Origin of the sequence: Pseudonocardia sp. N23, from assembly GCF_002583555.1 — a bacterium.
Classification (GTDB): Bacteria; Actinomycetota; Actinomycetes; order Mycobacteriales; family Pseudonocardiaceae; genus Pseudonocardia.
Map to the genome: position 1 here is coordinate 116,358 of NZ_BEGX01000061.1, position 16,271 is coordinate 132,628.

The 16,271-nt window shown below is 73.1% G+C and carries 11 protein-coding genes; 4 read left to right on the forward strand and 7 right to left on the reverse strand.

Annotated features, from left to right (window positions below; genetic code table 11):
- Nucleotides 1-13: 13 nt before the first annotated feature.
- Nucleotides 14-1,018, reverse strand: coding sequence for a glucose-6-phosphate dehydrogenase (coenzyme-F420) (gene fgd, locus TOK_RS18680; RefSeq protein WP_098959235.1), 1,005 nt, complete (start codon nt 1,016-1,018; stop codon nt 14-16).
- 1 nt (nt 1,019) lies between these two features.
- On the reverse strand, nt 1,020-1,298 hold the full coding sequence (locus TOK_RS18685; protein WP_098959236.1) for a hypothetical protein: 279 nt from the start codon (nt 1,296-1,298) through the stop codon (nt 1,020-1,022).
- 76 nt (nt 1,299-1,374) lie between these two features.
- Between TOK_RS18685 and recQ the strand changes: the two genes are divergently transcribed.
- Complete coding sequence (gene recQ, locus TOK_RS18690) at nt 1,375-3,195, forward strand: DNA helicase RecQ (RefSeq protein ID WP_098959237.1); 1,821 nt, start codon at nt 1,375-1,377, stop codon at nt 3,193-3,195.
- A gap of 75 nt (nt 3,196-3,270) precedes the next feature.
- Here the strand turns inward: recQ and TOK_RS18695 are convergent, their stop codons facing one another.
- Complete coding sequence (locus TOK_RS18695) at nt 3,271-5,586, reverse strand: AAA family ATPase (protein WP_172457637.1); 2,316 nt, start codon at nt 5,584-5,586, stop codon at nt 3,271-3,273.
- 395 nt (nt 5,587-5,981) lie between these two features.
- Here TOK_RS18695 and TOK_RS18700 point away from each other — a divergent pair, with 395 nt between their 5' ends.
- Nucleotides 5,982-6,704, forward strand: a complete 723-nt coding sequence (locus TOK_RS18700; RefSeq protein WP_216362014.1) for a SigB/SigF/SigG family RNA polymerase sigma factor — start codon at nt 5,982-5,984, stop codon at nt 6,702-6,704.
- A gap of 44 nt (nt 6,705-6,748) precedes the next feature.
- Here TOK_RS18700 and TOK_RS18705 read toward each other — a convergent pair whose 3' ends face one another.
- From TOK_RS18705 to TOK_RS18715, 3 genes are all read right to left on the reverse strand, one after another.
- Nucleotides 6,749-9,109, reverse strand: a complete 2,361-nt coding sequence (locus TOK_RS18705) for a glycoside hydrolase family 65 protein (RefSeq protein WP_098959241.1) — start codon at nt 9,107-9,109, stop codon at nt 6,749-6,751.
- The gene (locus TOK_RS18710) at nt 9,106-9,852 is read right to left on the reverse strand and encodes an HAD family phosphatase (RefSeq protein ID WP_098959339.1); all 747 of its coding nucleotides are present in this window, start codon (nt 9,850-9,852) and stop codon (nt 9,106-9,108) included. The genes TOK_RS18705 and TOK_RS18710 overlap by 4 nt, the downstream gene beginning before the upstream one ends.
- Nucleotides 9,853-9,925: 73 nt before the next feature.
- Nucleotides 9,926-11,500 carry a histidine kinase gene (locus TOK_RS18715; protein WP_253258488.1) on the reverse strand — a complete coding sequence of 525 codons (1,575 nt, stop codon included), beginning with the start codon at nt 11,498-11,500 and terminating at the stop codon, nt 9,926-9,928.
- 282 nt (nt 11,501-11,782) lie between these two features.
- Here TOK_RS18715 and TOK_RS18720 point away from each other — a divergent pair, with 282 nt between their 5' ends.
- Together TOK_RS18720 and TOK_RS18725 are read left to right on the forward strand one after the other, a co-directional pair.
- On the forward strand, nt 11,783-14,320 hold the full coding sequence (locus TOK_RS18720; RefSeq protein WP_098959243.1) for an RNA helicase: 2,538 nt from the start codon (nt 11,783-11,785) through the stop codon (nt 14,318-14,320).
- A gap of 88 nt (nt 14,321-14,408) precedes the next feature.
- Nucleotides 14,409-14,798, forward strand: coding sequence for a hypothetical protein (locus tag TOK_RS18725; RefSeq protein WP_098959244.1), 390 nt, complete (start codon nt 14,409-14,411; stop codon nt 14,796-14,798).
- Nucleotides 14,799-15,044: 246 nt separating this feature from the next.
- Here the strand turns inward: TOK_RS18725 and TOK_RS18730 are convergent, their stop codons facing one another.
- On the reverse strand, nt 15,045-16,262 hold the full coding sequence (locus TOK_RS18730) for an acyl-CoA dehydrogenase family protein (RefSeq protein ID WP_098959340.1): 1,218 nt from the start codon (nt 16,260-16,262) through the stop codon (nt 15,045-15,047).
- Nucleotides 16,263-16,271 lie beyond the last annotated feature (9 nt).

A 16,271-nucleotide genomic window follows, 5' to 3' on the forward strand; every position in this document is an offset into this window, starting at 1 on the left:
GGAGGGCCGGGCGTCAGCCGAGCTCGCGCAGCCGCGGCAGGATGTCCTCGGCGAACTGTGACAGGAAGCGTTCCTGGTCGTGACCGGGGCCGTGGAACACCAGGTGGTCGAGCCCGGCATCGACGTAGGGCTTGATCTGGTCGAGCGCCTCGTCGGGTGTCGACGCGACGATCCACCGCTTGGCGACCTGCTCGATGGGCAGCTCGTCGGCGAGGCGTTCCATCTCCGCGGCGGACCCGACGCTGTGCTTCTGCTCGGCCGTCAGCGACAGCGGCGCCCAGAAGCGGCAGTTCTCCAGCGCCTGGTCGGCGTCGCGGTCGTAGGACATCTTGATCTCGATCATGCGGTCGATGCCCGCGGCGTCGCGCTCCGCGGCCGCAGCACCCTCCTCCACCGCCGGGATGAGCTTCTCGGTGTAGAGGTCCATCCCCTTGCCCGACGTGCAGATGAATCCGTCGCCCGCGCGGCCGGCGTACTTGGCGACGACGGGCCCGCCCGCCGCGATGTACACGGGCACGGGGGTGTCGGGCCGGTCGTAGATGCGGGCGTCGACGAGGGTGTAGTAGTCGCCCTCCACGGAGACGGAGTCCTCCGTCCACAGTGCCCGGATGAGCCGGACGGCCTCGCGGAGACGGGCGAAGCGCTCCTTGAACTCCGGCCACTCGCGACCGGACACGGCGATCTCGTTCAGCGCCTCACCGGTGCCGACGCCGAGCGCGACGCGGCCGTCGAACATCAGCCCCATCGACGCGAACGCCTGCGCGATGACGGCCGGGTTGTAGCGGAAGGTGGGGGTGAGGACGCTGGTGCCGATCTGCACCCGCGTCGTCCGCTCCCCCACCGCGGCCATCCAGGTCAGGGCGAACGGGGCGTGCCCGCCGGTGTCGCGCCACGGCAGGAAGTGGTCGGAGGTCCAGACGCTGTCGAGGCCGACCTCCTCCGCGCGTACGGCGTACTCCACCAGGTCCCGCGGCCCGAACTGCTCCGCCGATGCCTTGTAGCCGATCTTCAGGCTCACGTCAGCGTGTCCTTCCCGGCATCCACCCCAGCGGTGACGCCGCGCTCATCGAAATTGATACACCGCCGCGCCTCCCGGCAGGGCGCAGCCGGACGAACGCCATAGTGCGCCGCTGCACGGAGGCGCTGTGCGGGAACTCGCCGCGCAGCCAGAAGTCGCCGGTGATCGGGGCGACGTCGGTGCGCGGGATCTCCCGGACCCGGCCCACGACCTTCTGTTCGTCGTCGGTCAGGTCGTCGAGGCATCCGAAGAGGTCACCGTCGTGCGGGTCCGGTGCCACGTCGCGACGATCGCACCCGTGACCGGTACCGGCAACGCGGGGAACCGGGGACGGGGACGGCTCCTAGGATCGGGGCATGGCTCCCCGGGATCCCGCGCAGGTGCTGCACCAGGTCTTCGGCTACGACGCCTTCCGTGGTGACCAGAGCGAGATCGTCGAGCACGTGTCCGGCGGCGGCGACGCCCTGGTGCTGATGCCGACGGGTGGCGGCAAGTCGCTGTGCTACCAGATTCCCTCGCTGGTCCGCGACGGGACGGGCGTGGTGATCTCGCCGCTGATCGCGCTGATGCAGGACCAGGTCGACGCGCTGCGCGCCGTCGGGGTGCGGGCCGGGTTCCTCAACTCGACGCAGGGCCCGCAGGAGCGCCGCGACACCGAGGCGGCGTTCCTCGACGGCGAGCTCGACATGCTCTACCTGGCCCCGGAGCGGCTGCGGGTGCCGTCGACGGTCGACCTGCTCGGACGCGGCACCGTCGCGCTGTTCGCGATCGACGAGGCGCACTGCGTCTCCCAGTGGGGCCACGACTTCCGGCCCGACTACCTGATGCTCTCTGAGCTGCACCAGCGCTGGCCCGACGTGCCGCGCATCGCACTCACCGCCACCGCGACGCGGGCCACGCACGCCGAGATCGCGGAGCGGCTCGACCTCACCGGCGCGAAGCACTTCGTCGCGAGCTTCGACAGGCCCAACATCCAGTACCGGATCGTGCCGAAGGCCGAGCCGCGCCGTCAGCTGCTGGACCTGCTGCGCGCCGAGCATGCGGGCGACGCCGGGATCGTCTACTGCCTGTCACGGCGGTCGGTGGAGCAGACCGCCGAGTTCCTCACCGCGCAGGGCATCACCGCACTCCCCTACCACGCGGGGCTGGAGGCACCGGTCCGCGCGGCCAACCAGGCCCGGTTCCTGCGCGAGGACGGCATCGTCATGGTCGCGACGATCGCGTTCGGCATGGGCATCGACAAGCCCGACGTGCGGTTCGTCGCGCACCTCGACCTGCCGAAGTCTGTCGAGGGCTACTACCAGGAGACGGGCCGCGCCGGTCGCGACGGGCTCCCGTCGACGGCGTGGCTGGCCTACGGCCTGGGCGACGTCGTGCAGCAGCGCAAGATGATCGACGACTCCGAGGGCGACCTCGCCCATCGCCGCCGGCTCTCCCAGCACCTCGACGCGATGCTCGCGCTGTGCGAGACCGTCGAGTGCCGGCGGGTGAACCTGCTGGCATATTTCGGCCAGGCCGGCGCCGAGGCGTGCGGGAACTGCGACACGTGCCTGACCCCGCCGCAGACGTGGGACGGCACCGTCGCTGCGCAGAAGGTGCTGTCGACGGTGTGGCGCCTGAAGAAGGAGCGCAACCAGAGCTTCGGGGCCGGCCAGATCGTCGACATCCTGGTGGGCAAGCAGACCCCGAAGATCACCCAGCACCGCCACGAGGAGCTGTCGGTGTTCGGCGTCGGCACCGAGCTGCGCGACGTCGAGTGGCGCACCGTCATCCGGCAGCTGCTGGCCCGCGAGCTGCTCACCGTCGGCGGCGCCTACCAGACGCTGTCGCTCACCGAGTCCAGCGGCGAGGTGCTGCGCGGCGACCGGGAGGTGGCGTTGCGCCGCGATCCCGAGCGCCCCGCCCGCGCCTCCCGCAACCGCTCGGCCGCCGCCACCGTGGCGCTGCCCGCCGCGGCCGCCGAGGTGTTCGAGCGGCTGCGCGCCTGGCGCGGCGCCGCCGCGAAGGAACAGGGCGTCCCCGCCTACGTGATCTTCCACGACGCAACGCTGCGCGAGATCGCCACCGGCGCCCCGACGTCGCTCGCCGAGCTCGGGCAGGTCAACGGCGTCGGCGAGGCCAAGCTCGCCCGCTACGGCGAGCAGATCCTGGAGACACTCGCGGCCGGCCCGGCGTGACGTCGGTGCACGGATGCGATCACGGGCGCGCGGATCCCGGTCCGCGGCCGGCCCGCGCACCGGACAACGGGCCCGTCAGCGCTGCTGCAGACGCTTGAGCATCCGCGGCAGCTCGCCCGCGTGCGCGACGCCGAGCCGCTGCGTCGCCCGCGTCAGGGCCACGTAGAGGTCGTTCGCGCCGCGCGGGGACTCCGCGAGCACCTCACCCGGCTCGACGAGCAGCACCGAGTCGAACTCCAGTCCCTTCGAGGCGTTGATCGTCAGCACGACGACGGGGGCGTCGAGGTCGGCCGTCTCGGGGTCGTCCACGGCGGCCTCCACGGCCTGCGGGACGAGCGCCGCGCGCAGTGCCGCCACCCGGGCCGTCGGCACCAGGACCGCGACGCGGCCCTCCCCCACGGCCGCCCGCTCCTGGGCGACGAGGTCGGCGAGCACGCCGTCGAGGCCGTCGAGCGACCCCGCGGCGACCCGCACCGCCCGCGGCGGGACCCCGGTGCTGCGGACCGACCGCGGCGGTGCCAGCGACGGCTCGATCTCGGCGAGCACGTCGTCGGCGATGTCGGCGATCTCGGCCGGCGTCCGGTAGTTGACCGTCAGCTGCTCCAGCCGCCACCGCTTGGCGACGAACGGGCCCAGCACCTCGTCCCACGACCGCGCCCCGGACCTGTCCCCGGTCTGGGCGATGTCACCGACGATCGTCATCGACCGGCTCGGGACGCGACGCATCACCAGCCGCCACGCCATCGCAGACAGCTCCTGCGCCTCGTCGATGATCACGTGCCCGTAGGTCCATTCACGGTCTGCTTCGGCACGGTCGGCCGTCGTGTCGTAGCGGCTCACCTGCTGCCGCTCGGCGAGCCGGTCGGCGTCGACGATGTCGGTGGCGCGCAACAGCTCCGGGTCGAGGTCCTCCTCGAGGTCGAGGACGTCGAGCACCCCCTGGGCGTACTCGACCTCCTCGCGCAGCGCGGCGGCTGCGGCGGCCGCCGCAGCCGCGCCGTCGTCGCCGAGGAGCTCCGCGGCCTCGTCGAGCAGTGGCACGTCGGCGGGTGTCCAGCGTTCGTCGGCGGGCACGTCGTCGGCCGGGACGGGCCGGTACAGCAGCTCCCGGTCGGCCGGGGACAGCCTGCGCGCCACCGAGCCCAGCCGGCGCCGGTCGGCGAACAGATCGGTGAGCAGCTGCTCGGCCGACAGCGTCGGCCACAGCGCGTCGAGCTCGCGCAGCAGCTCCGGGCTCTCGCCCAGCTCCTCCCGGATGTCCTCCAGGTCGGCCCGCCCGAGCAGACCGCGCCCCCCGAGGGTCTGCATGACCTGCTGGGCCAGCAGCCTGATCGCCTCGGACCGGAAGATGCGCTTGGCCTCGTTGTGCGGCTTGCGCGACCGCCGCGCCCGCGTCCGCGCCTGGTTGGCGACGTCGCGGTCGAGCCGCACCTGCTGCTGCTCGACGACGAGGTGCACCGGCCTGCGCGGCACCTGCTGGCGGTCACGCACCGCGGCCGCGACGACGGCCGCCATCTCGACCCCGCCCTTGAGCTCCGCGGCCTCCACCGACTCGGTGCGCCGCGCGTGCAGGCCGGGGAACAGCCGCGCCACCGTGGCCAGCACGACGCTCGTCTCCCCCAGCGACGGCAGGACCTGCCCGATGTAGCGCAGGAACGTCGGGTTGGGGCCGACGACGAGCACGCCGCGGCGGGCCAGCCGGTCGCGGTGGGTGTAGAGCAGGTAGGCGGCGCGGTGCAGCGCCACCGCCGTCTTCCCGGTGCCGGGCCCGCCCTGCACCACCAGCACCCCGGACGGCTTCGACCGGATGATGCGGTCCTGCTCGGCCTGGATCGTCGCGACGATGTCGCCCATCCGCCCGGTCCGTGCCTGCGTCACCGCAGCCATCAGCGCGGCCTCGCTGGTGAGCCCCGACTGGTTCCCCCGGGCCGCGGCGTCGGCCAGGTCGAGCACCTCGTCGTCGATGGCGAGGACCGCGCGGCGCCGCGTCCGCAGGTGCCGGCGCCGCCGCATCCCTTCCGGCGACGCCGCCGTCGCCGTGTAGAACGGCTGCGCCGCGGGGGCCCGCCAGTCCATCAGCAGCGGCTCGTACTCGCGCTCCTCGTCGAGCAGCCCGAGCCGGCCGACGTAGCGGACCTCACCGGAGTCGGTGTCGAGCCGGCCGAACGCGAGTCCGTGCTCGGCGGCGCGCAGCGCGGCCAGCCGGTCGGTGTACATGGCGGCGGCCGCGTCCCGCTCCGTCAGGGCCTGCGGGGTGCCGACGGTCTCGCCGTGCAGCACGTCGTGCAGCCGGCGCGCGGTCTCCGCCCGCCGGGCGTCGAGCCGCCCGTAGAGCATCTCGACGTAGGCCCGCTCGTGCTCCAGCGCGGCGGCGGGGTCGGTGTCGGGCATACCCGGACGGTCGTCCGGGGTGGGATCGCTGTCGTGAGACACGCTGTTGGACACCAGTGCGACTACCTTCGCGGGCGACGTGACGGATCACCCGCCGGTTGACGCGGCCCGGCCGGGCGACTGTCCAACGTACCAGCGCACGGGTTTACCGCGACGGGCGCCGAGGGTAAGCGGCTCCGTGCGCATCCTTGCGACGTCGCGCCGGCGGCCCAGCCCGGGTCCCTGTGCCTGACCGACCGTCGTCCGACGCCCCGGCCCCTCACGGCCCCGGGGCGGCCGCCGAGCCCGCCTCCCGCACCGAGCCCGCCTCCCGCACCGAGCCCGCCTCCCGCACGGAAACGTCGAACGGGGACGGGCCCGCAGGCAGGTCCGAGTGCTACGACCACCTCACCCCGCTGTTCGACCAGCTCGCCGGCCTCGACGACGGCGACCCCCGCCGGCCCGATCTTCGCGAGCAGCTCGTCACCGGGCACCTGCCGGTGGTGCGCCACATCGCGCGCCGATTCGCGGGCCGCGGTGAACCCGTCGACGACCTCGAGCAGGCCGGCACCGTCGGGCTGATCAACGCCGTCGACCGCTTCGACCCCGAGCGCGGCGTCGACTTCCTGTCCTACGCCGTCCCCACGATCACCGGGGAGGTGCGCAGGCACTTCCGCGACCGCACGTGGTCGATGCGGGTACCGCGCCGGCTCAAGGAGCTGCAGAGCGCCATCAACGGGGCCGTGGGGCTGCTCGCCCAGGACCTCGGCCGGGCGCCGCGGCCCACGGAGATCGCCGAGAACCTCGGCTTGTCCGTCGACGAGGTCATCGAGGGCCTCGACGCCCGCCAGGTGTACCGGTCGACGTCGCTCGACGAGCTCGTCGCCGGGTCGGACTCGCAGCTCGGCAACACCCTCGGGGTCGCCGACGCCGAGATGGAGACGGTCGACTACCGCCAGACGCTGGTCCCGCTGCTCGACGAGCTCCCCACCCGGGAGCGCACCATCGTCGTGCTGCGGTTCTTCGCGGGCATGACGCAGACCCAGATCGCCGACGAGGTCGGCATCTCCCAGATGCACGTCTCCCGGCTGCTGTCCCGCACCCTGGCCCGGCTGCGCCGCCGGATGGGCGGCGGCTGACACACCGGCTCCGCCTCCCGCGGCACCGCTGCGGACCGCGGGCCTCAGCCGGGGTGACGGCGCCGCGGGCCGCGGCCGTGGGGCTGCTCGACAGGCTCCACCGGCGGCACCGCCGGCATGTCCCGCACGACCGGGGCGTCGGCGAGCGCGAGCGCCTCGCCGTGGTGGCGCAGCCTCATCGGCGGACCGCTGACCAGCCGGTACTCGACCTCGTCGGAGGTCATCGTGACGCGCAGCGACCGGCCCTGCCACAGCACCCCGAACGAGATGCGCGGCAACGCCGCCGGCAGCCGCGGCGCGAACGAGATGCCGTCGCGGTCGGTGCGCATCCCGCCGAACCCGGACGCGACGGCACTCCACGTCCCCGCCATCGACGCGATGTGCATGCCGTGGTCGGTGTTGCCCGCCAGGTCCCCCAGGTCGACGAGTGCGGCCTCGGCGAAGTAGTCGTAGGCCAGGTCGAGGTGGCCCGTCCAGGCCGCGACGACGGCCTGCGTGGCCGCCGACAGCGACGAGTCGCGCACCGTGATCGCCTCGTAGTAGGCGAAGTTGCGGGCCATCTGCTCGGGGGTGAAGGCATCGGGCTGCAGCTGCATGGCCAGCACCAGGTCGGCCTGCTTGATGACCTGCTTGCGGTACAGGTCGAAGTACGGGAAATGCAGCAGCAGCGGGTACTTCTTCTCCGGCGTGTGCTCGAAGTTCCAGATCTGGTGGTCGGTGAAGCCCTCCGCCTGCGGGTGCACCCCGAGTGTCTCGTCGAACGGGATCCGCATGGACGCCGCCGCGTCGCGCCAGCTGGCCATCTCCTCGGCGTTGACGCCCAGCTTCGCCGCGGCGCGCGGGTTGCGGGCGGCGACGTCGGCGGCGTAGCGCAGGTTCAGCTGCGCCATCAGGTTCGTGTAGACGTTGTTGTCGACGATCGCGGTGTACTCGTCGGGGCCGGTCACCCCGTCGATGCGGAACTGGCCCGCGGAGTCGTGGTGGCCCAGCGACCGCCACAGCCGGGCCGTCTGCACCAGGATGTCCAGCCCGACCTCGCGCTCGAACACGAGGTCGCCGGTCGCCGCGACGTGGCGGCGCACGGCGTCGGCGATGTCGGCGTTGATGTGGAACGCGGCCGTCCCCGCCGGCCAGTAGCCGGAGCACTCGTGGCCGCGGATCGTTCGCCACGGGAACGCCGCACCCGCAAGTCCGAGCTGCTCGGCCCGCTCCATGGCCAGCGGCAGGATCGACTGCCGCCACCGCAGCGCGTCGGCGGCCGCGTCGGGCGCCAGGTGCGACAGGACCGGCAGTGCGAACGTCTCGGTGTCCCAGAACGTGTGCCCGTCGTAACCGTCGCCGGTGAGCCCCTTGGCCCCGATCGCGCGGCGCTCCGCACGGGCACCGGCCTGCAGGACGTGGAACACCGCGAGCCGTACCGCCTGCTGCAGCTCGGCGTCACCGTCGATCTCGACGTCGGCGGTGACCCAGAAGTCGTCGAGGTAGGCGCGCTGCTCGGCGAGCAGGCCCTCCCAGCCGGTGAACCTGGCCGCGGCCAGCCCCGCGCGGACCTGGTCGTGCACCGCGGGCAGCGAGCGGCGCGACGACCAGCCGTAGGACAGGTACTTGACGATCCGCAGCGTCTCCCCCGGCTTGAGCCGGGCGATGACCGTGGTGCGGCCGATGTCCTCGGTGGCCTCCGACGACGTCTTCGTCGACTCCGGCCCGTACACCTCGTGGTCCATCGCCGCGGCGAGGCGCAGACCCGACTGCCGGGTCTGGTGCACCAGCGTCGCGCCGGCGTTCTCGCTGCGGTGCTGCTCGGACACCAGCGGCTCGGCCAGCGCGGCCTCGACGCGGGGGTCGCCGTTGGCGCGTTGCGGGAGCTGCTCGTTGGCGACGAGCTCGGACTGCACGACGAGCGTCGTCGGGGCGTCGACCGCCTCGACCTCGTAGCAGATCGCCGCGATCGCCCGTTGCGTCAGCGACACCAGCCGGGTGCTGCGCACACGGATCGTCCGGTCGGCAGGCGAGGCCCACTCGACCTCCCGGGTGAGCGTCCCGGCCTGCAGGTCCAGGACCCGCTCGTGCCGGTTGAGGGTGCCGTAGCGCAGGTCGAACGGCTCGTCGTCGACCAGCAGCCGGATGAGCTTGCCGTTGGTGACATTGATGATCGTCTGGCCGGACTCGGGATAGCCGTAGCCGCCCTCGGCGTAGGGCAGCGGCCGCCGCTCGTACAGCGAGTTCAGGTAGGTGCCGGGGATGGCGTGCGGCTCGCCCTCGTCGAGGTTGCCTCGCATGCCGATGTGGCCGTTGGACAGCGCGAACACCGACTCGGTCTGCCCCATCGCCTCCAGGTGCAGTGCGGGCTCGCGCACGCACCAGGGCTCGACCGTGAACGGCCGCCCGGTGTCCGACGCGGTCATCGGCCCTCCTCCAGCAGCTCGGCCAGGTCGTCGACGACGACGGTCGCGCCGTGCTCGCGCAGGGCGGCGGCCTGGTCGAGCCGGTTCACCCCGACGACCGCGACGAACCCGCCCGCGCGGCCCGCCTCGACGCCGGCGAGGGCGTCCTCGAAGACGACGGCCTCCTCGGTGCCGACCCCGAGGTCCGCGGCGGCGGCGAGGAACGTGTCGGGGGCGGGCTTGCCCGGCAGCGACCGCTGCTTGGCGACGACACCGTCGACGCGGTGGTCGACGTACTGCGCGAGATCGGAGACCTCCAGCACCTGCTCGGCGTTGGCCGACGACGACACCACCGCCGTCTGCAGCCCGGCCGCGCGCACGGCCTTCAGGTAGCGCACCGAGCCGGGGTAGACGTCGACACCGTTGGTCCGGATCTTCTCCTGGACCATGTCGTTCTTGCGGGTCGACAAGCCCCAGACCGTGTCGGCGGTGGGGTCGTCGTCCGGCCCTCCCTGCGGCAGCTCGATGCCCCGGGAACGCAGGAACCCGTCCGTGCCCTCCATCCGCGGCCGCCCGTCGACGTACGGGCCGTAGTCGGCCGTGAGGTCGAACGGCCGGAACGGCTCACCCGTGCGGTCGGCACGCGCGCGCAGGAAGTCGTCGAACATCTGCTTCCAGGCGGCGGCGTGAACACTGGCGGTGTCGGTGAGGACACCGTCCAGATCGAACAGGCAGGCGCGCGTCGCACCCGGCAGACCCAACATGGCGGCACCGTATCTCTCGATCATCACGGTCGCGCGACGGGCTGTTGAACACTGCACTGCGCGGGGCGCCCCCTCAGAGGGTGGCGCCTGCCGGGCGGACCGTCCAGGTGCGGCCCGTGGCGGTCTCGGTGATCGTGACGACGCAGTGGCCGCCGTCGGCGGCCGCGTCGACCGTGACCTCGCCACCCTCGGGATGCGGCTCGACGACCTCCTGCACGATCGCCCTGACCTGCGCGAGCACCTCCAGCGGGGTGACCGGCAGCTCGTCGAGACCGGGCTCGCACACGATCGAAGCCGTGAGCCGCTTGCCGAACCGGGCCTGCTCGAGCTGCAGGTAGGCCCGCACCGAGTCGAGCTCGTCGCGCAACGTGATCGTGTCGTCGGCGGGGCGGTCGGCCGCACGGGTCAGGTCGGCGAAGCCCAGCAGCAGCTCCCGGGCCCGGCCGGGGTCGGTGCGCACCAGCGACGCGATCGTGTTGAGCGAGTTGTAGACGAAGTGCTGCTCCAGCCGCCGCGCCTGCACGCGCTGCTCCTCGGGAACGACCCGGGGCGCGGGTTCCTGCTCCGGGACGCGCGGCTGCGGCGCCGCGGGCGCCGGAGCCTCCTCCGGGCCGTCGAGGTCGACGGTGCGCACCTCGCTTTCGCCGGAGTCCCAGCGCTCGTCGTCGGCGAAACCGTCGTCCCACAGGCCGTCCTCGACCTCCTCCGGCGCGACCAGGCCCCGCCACACCGGCAGCCGGAGCCGCCCGCCCACGGTCCACTCGGTGAACTCGACCTGCCCCACCAGCCGCGGCACCGCCCACAGGGCGTCGCGCGCCACGCTCGCCGGCACCCCGCCCGCGAACGCCGACTCCGCAGTACCCAGGTCGGGCAGCAGAGCGGTCACCGCCGCCCGCGGCGCACCGGCACCCAGCCCCACCCGGCCGACGTAGCGCAGCCCCGCCGGGCCCGGCACCCCGAGCAGCAGCGCCGCCACCGTGTCCGGCCGGTCGGGCGAGGCGGGCGTCCAGCCGCCGACGACCACCTGCCGTGACTGCCGCAGCGGCACCCGCAGCCAGTTCCGCGACCGCCTGCCCGGTTGGTAGGCGGAGTCGAGCCGCTTCGCGTACACGCCGTCGAGGCCGTACCGCCGCGCCGTGGCCAGCACGTGCCCGGCGTCGCCCGCGGGCCACGACGGCGAGAGCACGACGGGCTGCTCGGCCAGGCCGAGGTCGTCGACCAGCTCCCGGCGCCGCTGGTAGGGCAACGACGTCGTCGACTCCCCGTCGAGCCACATCAGGTCGCTGACGAAGAACCCGACCGGCACGTCGGCGACCAGCCCTGCGCCCGGCCGCTGGGTCGCGGTGCGACGCATCAGCAGCCGCCTGCTCGGGACCCCCGCGTCGTCGAGGGCGACGACGGTCCCGTCGAGGATCACGCCGTTCCGGGGGGCCTTGGCCGCGAGCACGTGCAGCTCCGGGAACGCCGACGTGACCGACCGGTCCCGAGCGGTGAGCAGCCGGACCCGGCCGGGCCTCGCGTAGGCGATGGCGCGCAGCCCGTCCCACGCGAACTCGACGGCCCATCCCGGGCCGCTCGGCATGTCCCCGGTGGCCGCCTGCATGGGCGGCACCAGGTCGGGCATCCCGCCCGTGCCCGCCCGGACCATCACCTCACCAGCGTAGTTCGCGACCCGGCCCGGACGGTCGCGCGTCGGCCGTGCGGGCGACGGAACGGGACGAACGGAGATCAACAGGTGCCCGGCGCGCGCCGAACGGTCGGCCCCGCCGGCCCACGACGACGGTGCGGACCCGACGGATGGCTGTGACCTGCGGCAACCGACCTCGACACCGCCCGGCGCGGCCACCGCTCACCCGCTCGTCGCGCATCGTCGGTCACCGGACACCCCGACGCCACGCCACGACGCTGCGCGGGGGACGATCGACTCATCATGACCAGCACACTCGCCGACCGGCTGCCCTCCCCCGACGACCCCGACGCCCTCGTCGAGACCTTCGCCGAGTGGGCGTTCGACGAGCAGGGCCTGTCGCTGTACCCGGCGCAGGAGGAGGCGCTGCTGGAGCTGGTCACCGGCGCGAACGTCATCCTGTCGACGCCCACGGGCTCCGGGAAGTCGCTCGTGGCCATCGCCGCGCACGCCGTCGCGCTGGCCCGCGGGGAGCGGACGTTCTACACCGCGCCGATCAAGGCGCTGGTCAGTGAGAAGTTCTTCGCGCTGTGCGCGGTGTTCGGGGCCGACAAGGTCGGGATGCTCACCGGCGACGCCGCCGTCAACGAGACCGCGCCGATCATCTGCTGCACCGCGGAGATCCTCGCCAACATCGCGCTGCGCGGCGGCCGCGGCGCCGAGGTGGGCTCGGTCGTCATGGACGAGTTCCACTTCTACGCCGACCCCTCCCGCGGCTGGGCGTGGCAGGTGCCGCTGATCGAGCTGCCGCAGGCGCAGTTCGTGCTGATGAGCGCGACCCTGGGCGACGTCTCGTTCTTCCGCGACGACCTGACCCGCCGCACCGGCCGGCAGACCGCGGTGATCACCTCGGCGGAGCGGCCGGTGCCCCTGCACTACCGCTACGTCCTGACGCCGCTGCACGAGACGATCGACGAGCTGCTCGCGACGCACGAGGCTCCCGTCTACGTCGTGCACTTCACCCAGCAGGCCGCCGTCGAACGGGCGCAGTCGCTGATGAGCGTCAACGTGTCGTCGAAGGAGGACAAGGCCGCGATCGCCGACCTCATCGGCGCGTTCCGCTTCACCGCGGGCTTCGGCCGCACGCTCTCACGTCTTGTCCGCCACGGCATCGGGGTCCACCACGCGGGGATGCTCCCCCGCTACCGCCGGCTCGTCGAGACGCTCGCGCAGGCCGGGCTGCTCAAGGTCATCTGCGGCACCGACACCCTCGGCGTCGGGATCAACGTCCCGATCCGGACCGTGCTGTTCACCGCACTGGCCAAGTACGACGGGGTCCGGGTGCGCGGGCTCAAGGCGCGCGAGTTCCACCAGATCGCGGGCCGGGCCGGCCGGGCGGGGTACGACACCGTCGGGACCGTGGTCGCCGAGGCCCCCGACCACGAGGTCGAGAACGCCCGGCTGCTGGCCCGCGCCGGCGACGACCTCAAGAAGCGCAAGCGGATCGTGCGCAAGCAGGCGCCCGACGGGTTCGTCGGCTGGAGCGACAAGTCGTTCGAACGGCTGCAGACCGCCCAGCCCGAGGCGCTCACCAGCCACTTCACCGTTACCCACGCGATGCTGCTCAACGTGATCTCCCGGCCCGGCGACGCCTTCGCGGCCATGCGCCACCTGCTGGAGGACAACCACGAGCCGCGCGACCGGCAGCGCAAGCACATCCTGCGTGCCATCGCGATCTACCGGGCGTTGCGCGACTCCGGCGTCGTCGAGGAGCTGCCCGAGCCGGATGCCGAGGGCCGCCGGGTACGCGTCGTCGGCGACCTGCAGCTCGACTTCGCGCTCAACCAGCCGTTGTCCCCCTTCGCGTTGGCCGCCGTGGAGCTGCTCGACCGGACGTCGCCGACCTACGCGCTCGACGTGCTCTCGACCATCGAGTCGACCCTCGACGACCCGCGCCAGATCCTGCACGCGCAGGAGAACAAGGCCCGCGGCGAGGCCGTCCAGGCCATGAAGGCCGACGGTATCGAGTACGAGGAGCGGATGGCGCTGCTCGAGGAGGTCAGCTACCCGAAGCCGCTGGCCGAGAACCTCGAGGCCGCGCTGGAGACCTACCGCCGCGGCCACCCGTGGGTCGCCGACGCCCGGCTCTCGCCCAAGTCCGTCGTGCGCGACATGTCCGAGCGGTCGATGACGTTCGTCGAGTACGTCGGGCACTACCAGCTCGCCCGCTCCGAAGGGCTCGTCCTGCGCTACCTCGCCGACGCCTACCGGGCCCTGCGCCAGACCGTGCCCGACGAGGCCAAGACCGAGGAGCTCACCGACATCGTCGAGTGGCTCGGCGAGCTGGTCCGCCAGGTCGACTCGAGCCTGCTCGACGAGTGGGAGGCCCTCGCCGCCGGCGCCGGCACGGGCGACGAGCCCGTTCCCCCGTCGCTGGACCAGGGTCCGGCCGGGGTCACCCGCAACGTGCGGGCGTTCCGCGTGCTGGTCCGCAACGCGATGTTCCGCCGCGTCGAGCTGGCGGCACTGCGCCGCTGGGACCTCCTCGGCGAGCTGGACAAGGACAACGGCTGGGACGCCGCCGCCTGGCGGGAGGCGTTCGACCCGTACTGGGAGCTGCACGACGACATCGGCACCGGTCCCGATGCCCGCGGCCCGCAGCTGGTCACGATCGAGGTCGAGCCGGAACGCTGGCGCGTCCGCCAGGTCCTCGACGACCCGGCGGGCGACCGCGACTGGGCCGTCACCGCCGAGGTCGACCTCGCGGCGTCCGACGAGGCCGGCGAGGCCGTCGTCTGGATCACCGGCGTCTCCGACGCGGCGGACTGGGCCGCGTCGTAGCTGTACTTGTCGGCCGGGACCGCAGCGTGCGGTCCCGGCCGTGGCGTGGCGAGTTTTCGCGTCCGACGTGTCAATGTATGGTTTACCGATGAAGTACGAGGAGGCCCAGCGCTGGCTGGCCAAGGCCGGTCCCTTTCCCGACTCCGGCGCGCCGTCACTGGTCGAGCAGCTCGACCGGCTCAAAGAGCTCGCCGCCGACGACGCGTTGCCGCACAGCGGGATCGCGGTCTGGTACGCGCTGGTGCAGGAGATGCGCCGGCTGGCCGACTACTACGAGCGCGACCTCATCCGCGGCCTGCGCGGAGACGGCATGACCTGGGCGCAGGTCGCGCACGCCGTCGAGGCGCAGCTGTCGAGCCGGCAGGCCGCGCACGCCAAGTGGAAGCGCCTCATCGACCCCGGCCGCCGCACGACGACCGGCGACATGCGCCGCGGCGGCCGCCCCAAGGACCCGCCCGCCCTCTCCCCCGGCGAGTGACCGGGCCCTGCGGGGCGTGTGCGTCCTCAGGGCCCTGCTGGGCTGTCGCGGCCCGCGCGCCGCGCGGGCCGCGTCACCGGGCGTGCGACCAGCACGCGGTGAGGAGCGCGTCGAGGAGGTCGACCCTCGTCACGACTGCCCGTCGACCACTCCCCCGCCGCACCTGTGCCGCAGGTCGACGCGTCGTGTCAATCATACGTTTACAGAATGGGCATGAGCGGTTCCGCCCGAGCTCACAGCCCACCGTCAGCCGATCCCGGAACGCGGCAGCAGCCGGTCCGCGATCATCTTCGCCTGGATCTCGCTGGTGCCCTCGAAGATCGTCGTCAGCCGGGCGTCGCGCCAGTGCCGCTCCACCTGGTGCTCGGTCGTGTAGCCGTTGCCGCCGTGCAGCTGGATGCCGTCGCCGGTGACCTCCGCGGCCATCTCCGTCGCCAGCAGCTTCACCATTGCGGCCTCACGCCCGCACGGCTCACCGAGATCGATCAGGTGGGCCACGTGCTGGTAGAAGGCCCGCGCCTGCTCCACCCGCGCCGCCATCCTGGCGAGGGTGAACCGCACCGCCTGGAAGTCGCCGATCGGGCGCTCGAACTGGCGGCGCTGCTGCAGATAGACGATGCAGTCCTCGACCGCTGCCCGCGCGAGCCCGACGGCGCGCGCCGCGGTGTGCACGCGGGCGATCGTCAGCCACTTCTGCGTCTCCGCGAACCCGCCCGCCGTGATCTCGTTCGCCACCGGGACCCGGAGCCCGTCGAACTCCAGGTCCCACGTGACGAACCCGTGGTAGCCGATCTTGTCGATCGGCGACCCGGTCAGACCGTCCGGGAACTCGCCCGGCTTCTTCTCGACCAGCAACGTGGCCAGCCCGGCCGACCGCTTCTCCCCCGGCTCCGGGTCGGCGGTGCGCACCAGCACCTGGATGAAGTCCGCTGCCTTCGCGTTGCCGATCCAGCGCTTCTGCCCGGTCACCACGAAGTCGTCGCCGTCGCGCTCTGCCCGGGTCGCGACCGCGGCGAGGTCCGACCCGGCGTCGGGCTCCGACAGCGCGATCGCCCCGATCCACTCCCCCCGCGCGCTGCGCGCCAGCAGCTCCGCGCGCCGCTGCGCGTCGTCGACACCGGTGCCCGCCCCCTGCGCGCGGGCGATGATGCTGCCGACGCTCATCCACGCCCGCGCCAGCTCCTCGGCCACCATGCAGTACTCGTAGGCGCCCAGCCCGAGGCCGCCGTACTCGGGGCCGACGGTGATCCCGAAGAACCCCAGCTCCCCCATCTCCGTCAGCAGCGACCGCGGGATCTCGCCCTTCTGCGGGTCGAGCTCGTTCGCGACGGGCAGCACCCGCTCCATCGCGAACCGCCGCGCCGCGGCCTGCAGCTCGACCCGGACGTCGGTCCGGTACTGCGGCGGCACGTCGGGCAACGGGGGCCGGAGCAGATCGTCGTCGTCGGTCGGTGCTGCGCTCATCCGCCGGTT

What these genes read in the sequence shown, in the direction of transcription:
- TOK_RS18730 (WP_098959340.1), bottom strand. Translation starts at nt 16,262, where the DNA reads ATGAGCGCAGCACCGACCGACGACGACGATCTGCTCCGGCCCCCGTTG.
- recQ (WP_098959237.1), top strand. Translation starts at nt 1,375, where the DNA reads ATGGCTCCCCGGGATCCCGCGCAGGTGCTGCACCAGGTCTTCGGCTAC.
- TOK_RS18695 (WP_172457637.1), bottom strand. Translation starts at nt 5,586, where the DNA reads ATGCCCGACACCGACCCCGCCGCCGCGCTGGAGCACGAGCGGGCCTAC.
- TOK_RS18710 (WP_098959339.1), bottom strand. Translation starts at nt 9,852, where the DNA reads ATGTTGGGTCTGCCGGGTGCGACGCGCGCCTGCCTGTTCGATCTGGAC.
- TOK_RS18720 (WP_098959243.1), top strand. Translation starts at nt 11,783, where the DNA reads ATGACCAGCACACTCGCCGACCGGCTGCCCTCCCCCGACGACCCCGAC.
- TOK_RS18715 (WP_253258488.1), bottom strand. Translation starts at nt 11,500, where the DNA reads ATGGTCCGGGCGGGCACGGGCGGGATGCCCGACCTGGTGCCGCCCATG.
- TOK_RS18725 (WP_098959244.1), top strand. Translation starts at nt 14,409, where the DNA reads ATGAAGTACGAGGAGGCCCAGCGCTGGCTGGCCAAGGCCGGTCCCTTT.
- TOK_RS18705 (WP_098959241.1), bottom strand. Translation starts at nt 9,109, where the DNA reads ATGACCGCGTCGGACACCGGGCGGCCGTTCACGGTCGAGCCCTGGTGC.